The sequence below is a fragment of the Paenibacillus cellulosilyticus genome (genome assembly GCF_003182255.1).
In the GTDB taxonomy this organism is placed as follows: Bacteria; Bacillota; Bacilli; order Paenibacillales; family Paenibacillaceae; genus Paenibacillus_T; species Paenibacillus_T cellulosilyticus.
Genome location: NZ_QGTQ01000014.1, coordinates 72,327 through 86,842, shown reverse-complemented (window position 1 = coordinate 86,842; position 14,516 = coordinate 72,327). Strand labels below are relative to the sequence as shown.

General features: G+C 50.2%; 12 protein-coding genes. 4 read left to right on the top strand and 8 right to left on the bottom strand.

The annotated features are described in order from the left end of the window. Positions 1-3: 3 nt before the first annotated feature. The 4 genes from DFQ01_RS17755 to gpmA all read right to left on the bottom strand — a co-directional run bounded on the left by DFQ01_RS17755 (position 4) and on the right by gpmA (position 4,612). Positions 4-894, bottom strand: a complete 891-nt coding sequence (locus DFQ01_RS17755) for a carbohydrate ABC transporter permease (protein ID WP_110045243.1) — start codon at positions 892-894, stop codon at positions 4-6. A gap of 83 nt (positions 895-977) precedes the next feature. After that, a complete protein-coding gene (locus DFQ01_RS17750; protein WP_110045242.1) occupies positions 978-2,351 on the bottom strand; it encodes an ABC transporter substrate-binding protein in 1,374 nt (457 codons plus the stop codon). A 269-nt stretch (positions 2,352-2,620) separates the two neighbouring features. After that, the gene (locus DFQ01_RS17745) at positions 2,621-3,766 is read right to left on the bottom strand and encodes an NAD(P)/FAD-dependent oxidoreductase (RefSeq protein WP_110045287.1); all 1,146 of its coding nucleotides are present in this window, start codon (positions 3,764-3,766) and stop codon (positions 2,621-2,623) included. A gap of 123 nt (positions 3,767-3,889) precedes the next feature. Then, complete coding sequence (gpmA, locus tag DFQ01_RS17740) at positions 3,890-4,612, bottom strand: 2,3-diphosphoglycerate-dependent phosphoglycerate mutase (RefSeq protein ID WP_110045241.1); 723 nt, start codon at positions 4,610-4,612, stop codon at positions 3,890-3,892. 262 nt (positions 4,613-4,874) lie between these two features. On the opposite strand from gpmA, the gene katG reads away from it, so the two are divergent. From katG to DFQ01_RS17720, 4 genes are all read left to right on the top strand, one after another. After that, complete coding sequence (gene katG / locus DFQ01_RS17735; RefSeq protein WP_110045240.1) at positions 4,875-7,067, top strand: catalase/peroxidase HPI; 2,193 nt, start codon at positions 4,875-4,877, stop codon at positions 7,065-7,067. Positions 7,068-7,268: 201 nt separating this feature from the next. Then, entirely contained in the window at positions 7,269-8,753 is a 1,485-nt protein-coding gene (locus DFQ01_RS17730; protein WP_110045239.1) for a spore germination protein, read from the top strand. Positions 8,754-8,764: 11 nt separating this feature from the next. Continuing rightward, a complete protein-coding gene (locus DFQ01_RS17725; RefSeq protein WP_110045238.1) occupies positions 8,765-9,847 on the top strand; it encodes a GerAB/ArcD/ProY family transporter in 1,083 nt (360 codons plus the stop codon). Beyond that, positions 9,840-10,979: a Ger(x)C family spore germination protein gene (locus DFQ01_RS17720; RefSeq protein ID WP_110045237.1), complete on the top strand. Its 1,140-nt coding sequence runs from the start codon at positions 9,840-9,842 to the stop codon at positions 10,977-10,979. The genes DFQ01_RS17725 and DFQ01_RS17720 overlap by 8 nt, the downstream gene beginning before the upstream one ends. A 59-nt stretch (positions 10,980-11,038) precedes the next feature. On the opposite strand, the gene DFQ01_RS17715 is transcribed toward DFQ01_RS17720, so the two are convergent. The 4 genes from DFQ01_RS17715 to tenA form a co-directional block, all read right to left on the bottom strand. After that, positions 11,039-12,058, bottom strand: coding sequence for an ABC transporter substrate-binding protein (locus tag DFQ01_RS17715; protein WP_110045236.1), 1,020 nt, complete (start codon positions 12,056-12,058; stop codon positions 11,039-11,041). A 198-nt stretch (positions 12,059-12,256) separates the two neighbouring features. Then, a complete protein-coding gene (locus tag DFQ01_RS17710; protein ID WP_110045235.1) occupies positions 12,257-13,009 on the bottom strand; it encodes an ABC transporter permease in 753 nt (250 codons plus the stop codon). Next, positions 13,006-13,827 (bottom strand): ABC transporter ATP-binding protein, encoded by an 822-nt coding sequence (locus DFQ01_RS17705; protein WP_174812585.1) that lies wholly within the window; start codon positions 13,825-13,827, stop codon positions 13,006-13,008. The genes DFQ01_RS17710 and DFQ01_RS17705 overlap by 4 nt, the downstream gene beginning before the upstream one ends. Continuing rightward, positions 13,815-14,486, bottom strand: a complete 672-nt coding sequence (gene tenA, locus DFQ01_RS17700) for a thiaminase II (RefSeq protein WP_110045233.1) — start codon at positions 14,484-14,486, stop codon at positions 13,815-13,817. The genes DFQ01_RS17705 and tenA overlap by 13 nt, the downstream gene beginning before the upstream one ends. Between the last annotated feature and the right edge of the window lie 30 nt (positions 14,487-14,516).

Sequence of the window (14,516 nt, the reverse complement as noted above, 5' to 3'; positions counted from 1 at the left end):
CCCCTACTCCCTCCCATCCGAATAAAAGACCCAATAACGCGAGCTTAAGAACATGATGCCTGTAATAAGTGCGACGACGACGAGCAGCACCCATGCCATGGCCGATGCGTAGCCCATTTCATGGAAGGAGAAACCCTTGATATATAAATACAGGGAATATAGCAACGTAGAATTAATCGGTCCGCCTGTACCATTACTTATGATGAACGCCTTCGTAAAGGTCTGGAACGACTGAATCAACGTAATCGTCAAGTTGAAAAAAATAACCGGTGTAAGCAGCGGCATCGTAATGCGCCAAAACTTACGCATAACGCCTGCACCATCGACAGTAGCCGCCTCGTATAATTCGCCCGGAATTTGTTTAATGCCTGCCAGAAAAATAATCATGACCGATCCGAATTGCCAGACGGACAACCCGACGAGCGAGAAAATCGCATATCGCGGATCGGCAACCCAGTTCGGTCCGTCGATACCAAACCATGCAAGCGCCTGATTGAAGATACCTTCCTTGCCGAACACTTGCTTCCATAGCACCGAGATCGCGACGCTGCCGCCAAGCAGCGAAGGGATGTAATAAATCGTGCGGTAGAAGCCCAGCAGCCGTATCCCTTGATTGAGCACTACGGCCACAACCAGCGCGAACACCAGACGGAGTGGTACCGATAAAAACACATATTGGAACGTAACCTTAATCGAATCCATCATCCGATAATCATCCGTGAACATCGCGCGGTAATTCGCCAGACCGACCCACTTCGGCGACGTTAGCAGATCGTAATTGGTGAACGATAAATACAAGGAAGCGGCAATGGGACTCAAGCACAGAAAGACGAACCCGATCAACCATGGCAGCAGGAACAAGTAACCAGCCAAATACGTTTTATATTTCTGCATCGTATACGCTCTCCAATCCGTGAGGCAAGAAGGAGCCTTGCATGAATAGCAATGGCTCCTCCTGTCTCATGTTCTCATTATGCTTATTGTGGTGTGTGCGCCTTCTCGATCAATTTATCAACCTCGGTCATGAACTCATCGGCAGCCTTGTCAATGGAACTCGCATTGAAGCTAATCTTCTCTTGCGTGGTTTGCAGCAGCTTGATGAGTTCATTGTCGAGTGGGAACTGTGTCCAGACAACCGGCGGCGCAGTGTCGGCTACGAGCGAGATAAAATCGTACATGACCTGATCGACCGGTGTTGCTTGCGTCGAGAGTTGATCACGGATTTTGCCTGCAGGCGGTACGCCGCGTGTCGCACCAAGGATGTCGCCAGCTTCAGGATCATTGACCATGAAGTCGATAAACTTCGCGACCATCTCCGGATGCTTCGTGCCCTCATACGCGACGATATACTGACCGGATTGCGGCGGAACCATGCCATTGCCAGCCGTCCCCTTCGGGTACATGAGCAAGCCTAACTTCTCTTCCGTTAATGCCTGCCAGCCGGCAAGCTGCGAAGCGGAGGCGCTTTGGATCGCAACTTGACCTTTCACAACAAGTGAAGTATCAGCAGCCGTTGCGGGGCTCGACACTTGCTCGTCGGCTGGAACTACCGCTCCTGCTTCACGCAATTCAGACCAGAACGTAAACCAATTGATGATGTCTTCCTTCTCGAAATGACGTTTGCCATCCACTCCGTATAGCTCTTTGCCGTAAGCGCCGAGATAAGAAGCCAATGCACCTGATTCGCTCGACAAGTCGTAGACGCCGTAGTTGCCTTTGCCTAATTTCGTGCTGATGTCTATCGCAGCTTGTTTCAGATCGTCATAAGTCCAATCCTTTGTCGGTATAGCAACGCCTGCCTTCTCGAACATCGTGGCATTGTACAGCAGCCCCGTCGAGTTAACGCCGAGCGTCACACCGTACAGCTTGTCGTTAAACGTTGCAGACTGAACCAGACCTTGGTTGAAATCTTCTAGGTTAATGACCGAGCCAACGTAGGGTGTAAGATCAAGCAGAGAGTTCTTGTCCACATACTCTTTGATGTTCCCACCCATCTGGATTAGATCTGGCGCGTTGCCAGCAGCGATCTGCGTGTTCAACTTATCCATGTAGCCGTCGAAACCTGAATATTCCGGCGTAATTGTCACGCCTGGATTGCGCGATTCGAACAGCTCAATCGCCTTCTGCGTCTTCTCGTGACGATCATCTGATCCCCACCAAGACATGCGAAGCTCCACTTTCTCTGCAGTCGGTGTCGTTGTGGTCGACGAAGATGTCGTCGAGCTGTTCTCCGCTGGCTTCGAAGCTGACGAGCTGGAGCTCCCGTCATTACTTGAGCTTCCGCAAGCGGTGAGCAGCATCGTCGCAGCAAGTGTGCTTATCGCGACGACCGATGTCTTTTTACTCAACATACTATAAATCCCCCCACTATCAAGATTACTTCATTACGGAATAGCTCTTCATCCCAGTCGAACTGAATGCGCTTTCATTGTATCGAAAACAACAAGAGAGATATATAAACAAAAGTAAGGCAATCGTTAAAAAATTACAGGAGCACGCCAAGGTAGGATGAATCGTCTTACGCTGCTCCTTGGTTAGACGCGGCCTAAACACCACAAAAAGACCTCAATTTCCACCGTAACGTGGACGTTGAGGTCTTTTTGCTGAAAGCTTCAATCCATTAATCAATCACTTGGTCTGACGACATCGCATTCGCGATATCATAATCGCTCAGCTCGATGTCGAGTGCCTCACCGAGCGCCAGCTTCGCTAGCTGGCTGCCAAGATAGGGGCCAACCGTAAGTCCCGATGCGCCAAGTCCGTTGGCGGCATATGCGCCATCCCATCCCGGAATAGCACCAATAACCGGCAGGAAGCCCGGAGTGAATGGACGGAAGCCTACTCGCGTCTCCAACACCGTGCTATTCGCAAGTGCAGGCGCTAGGGATAGCCCCTTATTCAGCACCTCTTGCATACCGCCCGCGGTAATTCTCGTATCGTAGCCAGCCACGTCATTCTCGTGCGTCGCACCGATCACGATCCGCTGCTCCTCGAAGCCGAGCAAATATTGATCGGTCGGCGGCATAATGACCGGCCAAGCGCCGGTGTCATACTCATCCTGCACCTGTAGATGAATAATCTGCGCCTTCTGATAGCTGACTCGAAACTCGATTCCGAGCGGCTGCAGCAGCTGTCTTGCCCACGCTCCTGCGCACACAATCACTGCGTCAGCCGTAATCGTCTGCCCTTCAACGACGACGCCTGTCACACGATTTGCAGCCGCATCAAATACGAGCTTAGCGTCTCCGTGCAACAGCTCCGCCCCATGCCGCTGCGCCGCTGAAATCATCGCATCGCGAAGCGCGCGTCCGTCCACTCGTGCTGCACCGCTGATCCGCACGGCATGATAGCCTTCTGCAAGCAGCGGAAACTGCTCAATCGTCTCGTTCTCATCGTGCCGAGAGATGTCGCCGATCTCTGGCGCATCCTCTCTGCGCAAACGCGCACGCTCTTCCATCTTATCAACCTTCACGATGTCCTCATGAATGCTGAGCGCACCTACCCGTGCATAGCCAGTATCCGTCTCTCCATCGCTATGTAATTGTTCAATGAGTTCAGGATAATAACGCGCTCCAGCCTTCGCCAGTCTGTACCACACTTGATTCCGCCGTTGAGACAGCCAAGGGCAAATAATGCCGGCCGCCGCCGCAGTCGCCTGCCCTTGATCTTGCCGGTCTACGAGCAGCACCTTCGCGCCCGATCGCGCCAGCTGATAGGCGGTCGAAGCGCCTAATATCCCCGCTCCGATGACGATAACGTTCTTCATTGCTGCAATCCTCTCCACTGTACGCTTGATCAATTCACGAGTAACTAGATTCATTGCCTACAAGCGTAACATCCCTTCCTCCTGTTTGCCAGTGGAACAGGCGCTTATCCTATTGCCCTGCGACTACTGTGATTGTATTGGACGTTTGCCGCCATTCCTATCGAGCAAATAGCTTGTAATAGCATTCAAATCGTCATCAAGCTCATATACAAGCGGAATTCCAGTCGGGACGCTGATTCCGACAATGCCATCGGAGGAGCGGTGGTCTAAATATTTGATCAGTGCTCTTATCGTATTGCCATGGGCCGCAATCAGGATATGATGATTATGCAGCAGCGCATCCTTAATATAGTGATTCCAATATTTCAGCACCCGCTCCTCGGTATCGATCAAGCTTTCTGTGAGCGGTATCTCTTCATCTGACAATGCATCGTACTTCGATTCGAATCTCGCATTTCTCGGATCGCCCGCTTCTAATGCCGGAGGCCGCACATCGGCTGATCTGCGCCAGGTCCGCACTTGTTCCTTGCCGTATTGCTCCTCTGTTTCTGTTTTATTCAGTCCTTCAAGCGCTCCGTAATGCCGCTCATTCAACATCCATGTTTTCTCAACAGGAATCCACGCGAGATCCAGATGGTATAACACAATCCATGTCGTTCGGATGGCTCTCTTTAGATAGGAAGAGTAGGCGATGTCAAACTGATAACCGTTCGCTTTCAAAATTTCAGCCGCCTGCCTAGCCTCATTAAGCCCGCCTTCCGACAGATCCACATCCGTCCAGCCTGTAAAGCGATTCGTCAAATTCCACTCGCTTTGACCATGCCGCAGCAGTACAATCTTCTTCATTTGGTTCATCCCCTCCCGTGTTTAGTTACATCTTAGGATTCCAAATCCATCCTGTAATTAGTCCGAAAGCATGGCGATTTTTCACCGCTTAGGCTTACCCTATCCCATCCAAATTTCATTAACCTCTTTAATTGATTAAACCTGCATGAAGATTGAATGAAACTTTCCATTCTAGCGTTGATTTCAGATGCGAATAGCCTTATAACTGGGAGTAAGAGCAATTTAATTTGCTACTATATTACAACCAATAGGAGATGATTCGATGGACGCTACAGCTTCTACTAACGCAGGAAAATGCCCGGTTATGCATGGCAGTGCTACGAGTTACAAATCTAGCGGCACTTCAAATAGAGATTGGTGGCCAAATCAGTTAAACCTGAGCATTCTTCATCAGCATGACAAAAAATCAAATCCTATGGGTGAAGAATTTGATTATGCAGAAGAGTTCCAAAAGCTCGACTACAACGCTCTTAAACAAGATCTTCGCGATCTGATGACTGATAGCCAAGACTGGTGGCCAGCGGACTATGGTCACTACGGTCCATTCTTCATCCGTATGGCATGGCACTCTGCTGGTACGTATCGTACAGGTGACGGACGTGGCGGCGCTGGTAACGGCACGCAGCGTTTTGCTCCGCTGAACAGCTGGCCTGATAACGTCAACCTCGATAAAGCACGCCGTCTGCTGTGGCCAATTAAACAAAAGTACGGCAACAAAATCTCTTGGGCAGACTTGTTCATCCTGACGGGTAACGTTGCACTCGAGTCGATGGGCTTTAAAACGTTTGGCTTCGGCGGCGGCCGTGCAGACGTCTGGCATCCAGAGGAAGACATCTACTGGGGCAATGAAAAAGAGTGGCTCTCGGACAACCGTTACTCGGGCGACCGTCAACTCGAAGATCCCCTTGCAGCCGTACAAATGGGTCTGATCTACGTGAACCCAGAAGGTCCAAACGGACAACCAAATCCGCTTGCAAGCGCTCGCGACATCCGCGAAACATTCGGCCGTATGGGGATGAACGATGAAGAAACGGTTGCACTCATTGCCGGTGGCCACACATTCGGTAAAGCGCACGGTGCAGGCAATGCTGCATTGGTTGGACCAGACCCTGAGGCAGCTCCAATTCATGCGCAAGGCTTGGGCTGGATCAGCAAGCACGGCAAAGGCAACGGCCGCGACACGATCAGCAGTGGCCTTGAGGGTGCGTGGACGCCAACGCCTACTCAATGGGACAACTCGTTCTTCGAAATGCTGTTCGAATATGAGTGGGTACTGGAGAAGAGCCCAGCAGGCGCACAACAGTGGGTTGCTGTTAATCCAGACGCTGACCATTTGGCTCCAGACGCAGAAGACGCCTCCGTTCGTGTTCCGACAGTCTTGTTCACATCGGACTTGGCACTTCGAATTGATCCGATCTACGAGAAAATTTCTCGTCGGTTCTATGCAGATCCTGAGGCATTCGCAGACGCATTCGCTCGTGCATGGTTCAAGCTGACGCACCGCGACATGGGTCCGCGCGCAAGATACCTCGGTCCAGAAGTACCAGCTGAAGAGCTGATCTGGCAGGACGTTGTACCAGCAGGTGACAACTCATTGACGGATGCTGACATTGCCGATATTAAAGCGAAAGTTCTCGACTCCGGCCTGTCGATCGGCCAATTGGTTTCGACGGCTTGGGCTTCGGCTAGCACATACCGTGGCTCTGACCACCGCGGTGGCGCTAACGGCGCTCGTATCGCTCTCTCGCCACAGAAGTTCTGGGAAGCAAACGAGCCTCAGAAGCTCGACAAAGTGCTGCGTGTGTTGGAAGGTGTTCGTGCAAGTCTGTCGAAGCAAATTAGCCTCGCCGATCTGATCGTTCTCGCCGGTACTGCCGCAGTTGAGAAAGCTGCTCAGAACGCAGGCTATGATGTAACGGTTCCATTCACGGCAGGTCGTGGCGATGCTACGCAAGAGCAAACGGACGTTGATAGCTTCGCAGTGCTCGAGCCAATCGCGGACGGCTTCCGAAACTACCAGAAGAAGCAATACAGCGTAAGCCCAGAAGAGCTGCTTATCGATAAAGCGCAGCTGCTTGGTCTGACTGCTCCTGAAATGACGGCTCTCGTCGGAGGCTTGCGTGTACTCGGCGCGAACTACAATGATACGAAGCATGGCGTTCTGACGGATCGGGTAGGCACGCTCACGAACGACTTCTTCGTGAAGCTGCTCGACATGAGCGTAGCATGGTGCCCAGTAGGCGAGAACGAGTACGCAGCACACCACCGTCAAACGGGTCAAGTAATGGGTACCGCTACGCGAGTTGACCTCGTGTTTGGATCGAACTCCATCCTGCGTGCGATTGCTGAAGTATATGCACAGAACGACAACCAAGAGAAGTTCGTCCGCGACTTCATCGCTGCTTGGACGAAAGTGATGAACGCTGACCGTTATGATCTGAAACGCAATCATTAATATTAATTTTGTAGTCGTATTGGATTAATAAAGTCTTATGAAAAAACCATCAATCCCTGTTCATTAAACAAGGATTGATGGTTTTTTCGTCTCTGCGCATGAATGAAGTCCGGCTTTTGCAGCACACTATGAACTGGAATAACCTTCAGATTAAGGACAAGGGTGGGTATAAGCAATGACACGCGGGAAGGGGCTGCTTTTATGACACTATTCAGAAGAACGAATCGCCTTCCCGGTAAGGACGCAAGACGAGATGATAATAGGCCAAACGATGATGCCGATGTCCCGCCAAGCTTGCAGCATACACTGGACAACTTCAAGGATTGCATGGATCTTGTCCATCACGCTTTCCCCGAAATCAATGTGAACCTTGTATACTTCGGGCATTTAGTTGGTGCTGAAGAGCTTTCCCGAGATGTCACTATACCACTGACAAACATTCGTGAGAATGAAGTACAGGCATTGCTAACGAGAAATCAATATAAGCTGACAACGAACTCCAAATCGCTGATCAAAGGCATATTAAATGGCGAAGCGGCTATTTTCCATAACGACAATGTATATCTGATGGATGTCTACAAGCCCGAAGCCCGCTCGATTCAACAATCCGAGACTGAAACGGTTATCACAGGACCACATGATTCCTTCATCGAGACGGCCTCTGCGAATTTATCGTTAATTAGACGCAGGGTCAAAAGCTCGCATCTAAAGGTAATCAAGCTGGAGGTCGGAGAAGTAACCAAAAGCATCGTGTATCTTCTATACATTGAAGGTATTGCGAACATGGAATACGTTCGGGAATTAACCGATCGGATTAACTTAATTGAAATCGATGCTGTACATGACGGCAACATGCTGATTCAATATATCGACGATTTTCCAAATTCCGTCTTTCCCTTATTCTCAACAACGGAAAGAACAGATACGGCGGTTTCAAAATTAGTGGCGGGCAGAATCGTAGGCATTCTGGATGGCAGCCCTTCGGTATTCTCAGCTCCCTCATCCTTTTTCGAATTCATGGCGTCCCCCGACGATTATTATCAGCGATGGGCGACCGGAACGTCACTTCGAGTGCTGCGATTCATCGCATTATTTATTACCCTTACATTCACTGCGTTGTATGTATCAGTAACGACATTCCACTACGAGATGATACCCGAAGCACTTCTATTAACGATAACTGAGTCTCGGAGCAAGGTGCCGTTCCCTCCGATTTATGAAGCGCTGCTTATGGAGGTAACGATTGAGCTGCTTCGAGAAGCAGGAGCACGGCTTCCAACGAAGATTGGCCAGACCATCGGCATCGTCGGCGGTATTGTCATTGGACAAGCTGCCGTGCAAGCCGGATTCACCAGCAATATACTCATTATTGCGGTCGCTTCTTCTGCAATCGCATCGTTCGTTATCCCGAGTTACGTCATGAGTGCTTCTATACGTTTAGTCCGCTTTGGTCTGATTATTATGGCAGGCATTCTTGGTGATTTAGGCATAGCACTCGGGATCGCCTATCTTGTTGTTCACTTGTCAGGGCTGACAAGCCTGAATTCGTCCTATTTGACACCTGTTTCACCGAACAACTTCAAAGATTGGCGCGATGTATTCATTCGTGCTCCCTTCTGGGCACTGCGAAGAAGACCTTCACAATCAAGAAGTCCGAACCTTGTGAGGAACAGAATGAAGAAGTAGCGCAGGAGGTCATGATGAGAGAGAAGCTGCATCCGTTTCATGTCGGTTTGCTTGTATTTATGGTTCAAGCAGGAGTGGTCAGCATCTTCCTCCCAAGGATGCTGGCACAGTATATGGGGTATAACGGTTGGGTATCGCTCCTGCTATTTTCTGCTGTTGCAACATTCAACATCTTTCTGATTTCCGTCGTTTATCGGCTAAGCGATGGCAAGTCCATTTTTCAGATCATTGAACAAAGCTTGCCAAAGGTTATCGTTTTCCCGCTGTATACCGTTTTGGTATCCGTATGGACATTAATAGGGTGCATAGCTGCAAAGCAGTACATTCTCCTTTTTACAGTGTTCGTTTTTCCGACTACTCCTCCCATGTATATGAAGTTCCTATTTGATATTATTGCCTACAGTCTGATTACGAAGGGCATATATAATATATCAAAAGCAGCAACTGTTTTTTTCTGGATGGTAATTTGGACCGCTTTATTGCTTCTTTTCTTTCTGAAGGGCTTTGAGTGGGTGAACCTGACTCCATTCTTTTTCAAAGAATCCTCTGATGTAATCGTAGGAGGACTCTCCATCTTCACAGCCTTTTTAGGGTATGAACTCGTATTGCTGCTCTTCCCCTATGTCAATTCGAAGAAGGGGTTTATGAGCGCCGTTTATTTCGGCAACTTCTTGACCACCTTTATCTATTTAGCAATATGCTTAACCTGTTTTGGCTTTTACAGCTTCAAACAATTAACAAGGATGAAATTCCCGCTAATCGACTTACTAGCCTACATCAGGCTTCCTTTTGTTGAACGGGTTGAGAACATCTTCATCGCCTTGTACCTAGTCTCAGCCTTGATGAGCATCACCATGTATATCTGGGCTGCTTCCGAAACGGCCCAAAGCCTCATACCCCGGGCGAGTAAACGTTGGATTACAGGAGTCCTCGTATGCGGTGCGTTTGCGGTCTCTTGGATTCCTGATGTGCTCAGCGAAGTGGAGCTATGGCTGAAATACCTTGGATACATGGCGTCCGGGATTGCATTCGGATTACCGCTCTTGTTAATCGCCATATTGGCAATCAATAACGGGGGAAAAAAACTTGTATAAAGTACTTCGTCTTTTCCTTACTGTGCTGCTGTTTGGGATCGTTACGGGCTGCGGTGATCAACGTATATTGGAGAAGCTTGGTCTCATCCAAACAACAAGTTACGACATAGCACCTGGCAGCGATGAAGACGAATCCAAGCAAAAACTATTGATTAGTGTGACGATACCAAGACCTGATTCTGGAACTGGAACCGGATCTGGTGGTGTGAACAGAGAGTTCCTAACCGCGATCGCGCAGACCAGCAAAGGAGGGAGAGTGAATCTGTCGAGACAAACCGAATTGCAGCTTGTTAGCGGGCAATTGCGGAACACGCTCTTCGGCTTAAGCTTGGCTAAACAAGGGATATGGGAGCATATTGATACGCTAGTTCGTGATCCCTCCATATCCCCTAAAGTAAAAATTACAGTCGTAAATGGAAATGCCCATGACCTGTTAGCCAAAAATTACCCCTTTCATCCCAGAACGGGACAGTACATCGATCGCATGCTGGAAAAGGAATCCCATTCCCAAGTCGTACCGAGCACGACTCTGTATCAATTCACAAAGGATTACTTCGATGACGGCATTGATCCTATAGCGCCTATGATCAAGGAGGCAGGTGACAACGTTAAGATCGATGGAGTGGCGCTGTTTCAGAAGGACCGTTATATCATGAAGATCGAGCCTAAACAGGCGCTGATTTTTGCGATGATGCGCACTGATATTAAGCAAGGGGATCTTAACGTTGACCTATCCGGGCAGAATCGAAACAATGAGCATGTTACGTTAAGTTCATTGGTCAGCCACCGCTCCGTACACGTAACGCCTCACAATGGCAATTTTCGAGTCGATATAAACATCAAAGTTTCTGGCTCGGTTCTAGAGTACATAGGCGTACTTGATCTTGAGAACGATAAAGACCGATCCACAATCGAGAAGCTGGTCTCTGAATATGTTCAAGCTAATGCGAATGAGATGATTGCAGTCATGCAAAAAAATCGTGTCGACAGTCTTGGGCTAGGAAAAAATATAAGGAGCACCCTTCATTATGCTCAGTGGCATAAGATGAATTGGCCGGATACTTACCAACGCATAGAAGTCAAATTTCATGTGAACGTTCGAATTAAGGACTATGGGATGTTTACCAAATAAAAAGCAAAAAACACGCCGAGTTTCGGCGTGTTTTTTGCTAGGAATGACTTTAGATCGTTCTATAAATTGCGGAAAGCATCTGCAGCCTTTATATCCTTCGACAGCTGCCCATGCTCGGTCAGCCACTCAATGACGGTGGTCCATGACTGCTCCGATTGGCTGCCGAAAGGCTCTTGTCCAGCATCCATTAACGGAAGCAGAATGTCCAGGCTCTTCTTCTCGATATCCGCTTCGAGCGGGAACTCGCTATTTTGCTTATCCAAAAGCAGCTGCAGCGCCTCAGCCGGATGTTCTTGCGTATATTGCTGGCCTTTGGCGGATGCTTCTACAAACTTCTTGATGGCATCCCCTTTGCTCGTCAACCCGTCTTCACTCGCGGTCAGCACGAGCTCGTAGTAATCTGGAACGCCAAACTGAGCGGGATCGAATGCCGTCACCTTCACGCCATCCTTCTCGAGCAGCAGCTTCTCGTGGTTGATGTAACCGCCAATAATCGCGTCCACTCGCTTGGTCGTCATGGATGGAATCAAATCCCAAGAGACGTCCGTATAGGCGATCTTCGAGGGATCTCCACCGTCTGTCTGTACCATCGTATTCACGATCGCTTGATCCAGCGGAATGGACGGGTAACCGATCTTCTGCCCGACAAGATCCTTCGGGCTGCTGATCTTATCCGAATCCAGCACCATCAATTGATTAAGCGGGTGACGGACAATCGCACCTACGGATACGACGGGAATGTCTTCTGCGCGTGCAATTGCGACTTGCATCTGATAGCTGAGCGCGAGATCCGCTTTGCCCGTCGCAACCAGCTTAAGCGCATCATTCGTATCTGCAGGCGTGACCAGATTGACCTTCAAGCCTGCTTCTTTGAAATAGCCTTGCTCCTCAGCCGCATACAGGAAAGTATGTACCGCATTCGGGTACCAGTCCAACAGCACCGTCAGCTCAGTCTCGGCAGGCGACGCTTCGGATTTCTTGTCCGATTCGGATGAGCAGCCAACGATGCTAATAAGAACTGCTGTGATTGCGAGGGATAACCCTGCTTTTCGTTTCCAATTGCTGAATTTCAATGTCATTCTCCTTTAGAGGTTGTTCAAAAAGTCCGCTTTTGATCACGAAGCATCACAGGAAGCGTATTCGGCATCGAATCTTGAATGAATCCGAGACTTCCGGTTCTCACGTAGCACATCACTACGCTCCGATCCTCATTCCCTGCTTCGTCCAACCTTCTCGGTGCTGAAAACCGAACTTTTTGAACACAACCCTTTAGCTATTTATGTTCTGCGGTATGCAAGAACCGCTTTCTCCAACCATAACGCTGCGAGAAACAGTAGAATCCCCATCGCTGATAGCAGCAGTACACCTGAGAACACCGCATCCGCACGCAGCATATTCGATGCCCGTTTCGTGTAAACACCCAGGCCGTTCTCTCCGCCGAGCCATTCCCCTAGCGTAGCGCCGCCAACGCTGAATGCGGCAGCCATCTTCAAGCCGGTAAAAAATCCTGGAAGCGCCGATGGCAGCTTCCACTTCAGCAGCAGATCACGTTTGCTCGCTCCCATCGTCTTCATCAACGCCCCGATATCCGGATCGGCCGATCGGAATCCGTCCGCCGTGTTAACGGCGATCGAGAAGAACGTGAACAGAATGACGACCGTAATTTTGCTCCAAATTTCATAACCGAACCACATGACCATAATTGGCGACAATACAATGATCGGGATCGTCTGCGAGCCAACAATGAGCGGATAGATCGTCTTCCGCGCTAACGTCGAACGATCAATCCATATCGCAGCCAGCGTTCCTATGACGATGGAGATCCCAAGACCCAGCAATGCCTCCCACAAGGTAACAAGCCAATGCTTGCCAAGCAGCGCCCGATTGTCCCACATGGAGACGAATACGTCGGACAGCTTAGGGATAATGTAGTGCGGGACGTCGAATACGCTTGTCCCCACTTCCCATATCACAGCCAGCAGCAGCACGAAAACAATAACGGGAATCGACGCGCTTACCTTCCGTTTCATACGCTGCCTCCCACCCGGCTTGCAGCCGTCCGGCCAAGCATCTCCAGCAGGTGCCGCTTCAGTTCGAGGAACGTATGATCCAGCGCCGCTTCATAGCTGCGTGGACGCTCAAGATTTATCTTCAGCTCACTGAGTTTCGCAATCGGCGACTCTGCCGCTACAAGAACCCGGTCCGACAAGAGGATCGCCTCATCGACGTCATGGGTAATGAACAGAATCGTTTTGCGGTGCTGCTCCCACACCTGCAGCAGCCATTCCTGCATGCCGACGCGTGTCATCGCATCCAATGCGCTGAAAGGCTCGTCCAACAGAAACAGCTCGCCTCCTCCGAGAAGAGAGCGCAGGAACGATACCCGCTGGCGCATACCACCGGACAGCTCATGCGGATATTTGCTTTCCGTTCCTTCCAGCCCCAAGCTCGGCAGCAGCTCCATCACTTGCCGTCTTGCTTCGCGTTTCGCCGTTCCTGCTAATTCGAGACCTAACGCCGCATTATCCAGCACCGTCCGCCATGGCATCAGGCTGTCCTTCTGCGGCATATAGCCGATCTTCCTCTTCGCAGCCGCCTCTGCAGCCGAATGCGCAGCTTCGCCAATGGCAATGGTTCCCGACTGAGGAGCAATGAGCCCTGACAGCAGCCGGAATAGCGTGGTCTTGCCAATCCCGCTCGCTGCTAGAATGCTAACGAATTCGCCTTGTTTAATGTCGAAGTCCAGCCCATGAAATAAGGGAAGCTGTCCATCGAAAGAGAAGTTCAGCCCGCGAACCGATAAGGCGAGCGGCTTCCCTTCGTTTGCTGCATGGTTCAAATCGGCCACTCTTCTTTCCGATAAGCCATATCCCAGAACATATATTCAAGCTTGGAAGCCACAAGGAAACGCTCTTCAAGCCGCGCCAGCTCCGATTCCGGCAAGCCTTCCGCGACACGATCCATGTAGTCGATCGTCCAATCGGTCAGCTCCCCGAATTCCTCCGAGCTGTACATCAGGATCCATTCCCGATACAGCGGATGGTCCAGCGCGCCTGGGATCTTCGCATATGCGACGCCGATCACCCGATAGCTCCACATACATGGAAGCAGCGCAGCTACCACCTCTGCCAACGACCCTTGCGAAGCCGTATCCAGCAGGAACTTCGTGTAGGCAATCGTCGTCGGTGCCGGAACGGTCTGCTCCAGCTCTTCACGCGATACGCCGAAGCGTGCGGCATAGTCTCTATGCAGCGACATCTCTACGTGCAGCGTGGAATGAAGCAGCTCTGCAAATTTCGTCATCGTCTCCAGATCGCGAGCTTTCATGCTTGCCATCGCGAACAGCTTGGCATAATCGATGAGATACACATAGTCCTGCTTCAAGTAATAAATGAAACGTTCAGGATCGAGCGTCCCTTCGCGCATCTCCACCAGAAACGGATGCTCGTGGCATTTGTCCCAAATGGCCTGGGTTGATTCATATAGTCTTTCGCTAAATCGACTCATCTATATCCTCCGTCCTCATATCGTTGTCTC

What these genes read in the sequence shown, in the direction of transcription:
- katG (WP_110045240.1), top strand. Translation starts at nt 4,875, where the DNA reads ATGGACGCTACAGCTTCTACTAACGCAGGAAAATGCCCGGTTATGCAT.
- DFQ01_RS17725 (WP_110045238.1), top strand. Translation starts at nt 8,765, where the DNA reads ATGATGAGAGAGAAGCTGCATCCGTTTCATGTCGGTTTGCTTGTATTT.
- tenA (WP_110045233.1), bottom strand. Translation starts at nt 14,486, where the DNA reads ATGAGTCGATTTAGCGAAAGACTATATGAATCAACCCAGGCCATTTGG.
- gpmA (WP_110045241.1), bottom strand. Translation starts at nt 4,612, where the DNA reads ATGAAGAAGATTGTACTGCTGCGGCATGGTCAAAGCGAGTGGAATTTG.
- DFQ01_RS17715 (WP_110045236.1), bottom strand. Translation starts at nt 12,058, where the DNA reads ATGACATTGAAATTCAGCAATTGGAAACGAAAAGCAGGGTTATCCCTC.
- DFQ01_RS17710 (WP_110045235.1), bottom strand. Translation starts at nt 13,009, where the DNA reads ATGAAACGGAAGGTAAGCGCGTCGATTCCCGTTATTGTTTTCGTGCTG.
- DFQ01_RS17750 (WP_110045242.1), bottom strand. Translation starts at nt 2,351, where the DNA reads ATGTTGAGTAAAAAGACATCGGTCGTCGCGATAAGCACACTTGCTGCG.
- DFQ01_RS17755 (WP_110045243.1), bottom strand. Translation starts at nt 894, where the DNA reads ATGCAGAAATATAAAACGTATTTGGCTGGTTACTTGTTCCTGCTGCCA.
- DFQ01_RS17730 (WP_110045239.1), top strand. Translation starts at nt 7,269, where the DNA reads ATGACACTATTCAGAAGAACGAATCGCCTTCCCGGTAAGGACGCAAGA.
- DFQ01_RS17745 (WP_110045287.1), bottom strand. Translation starts at nt 3,766, where the DNA reads ATGAAGAACGTTATCGTCATCGGAGCGGGGATATTAGGCGCTTCGACC.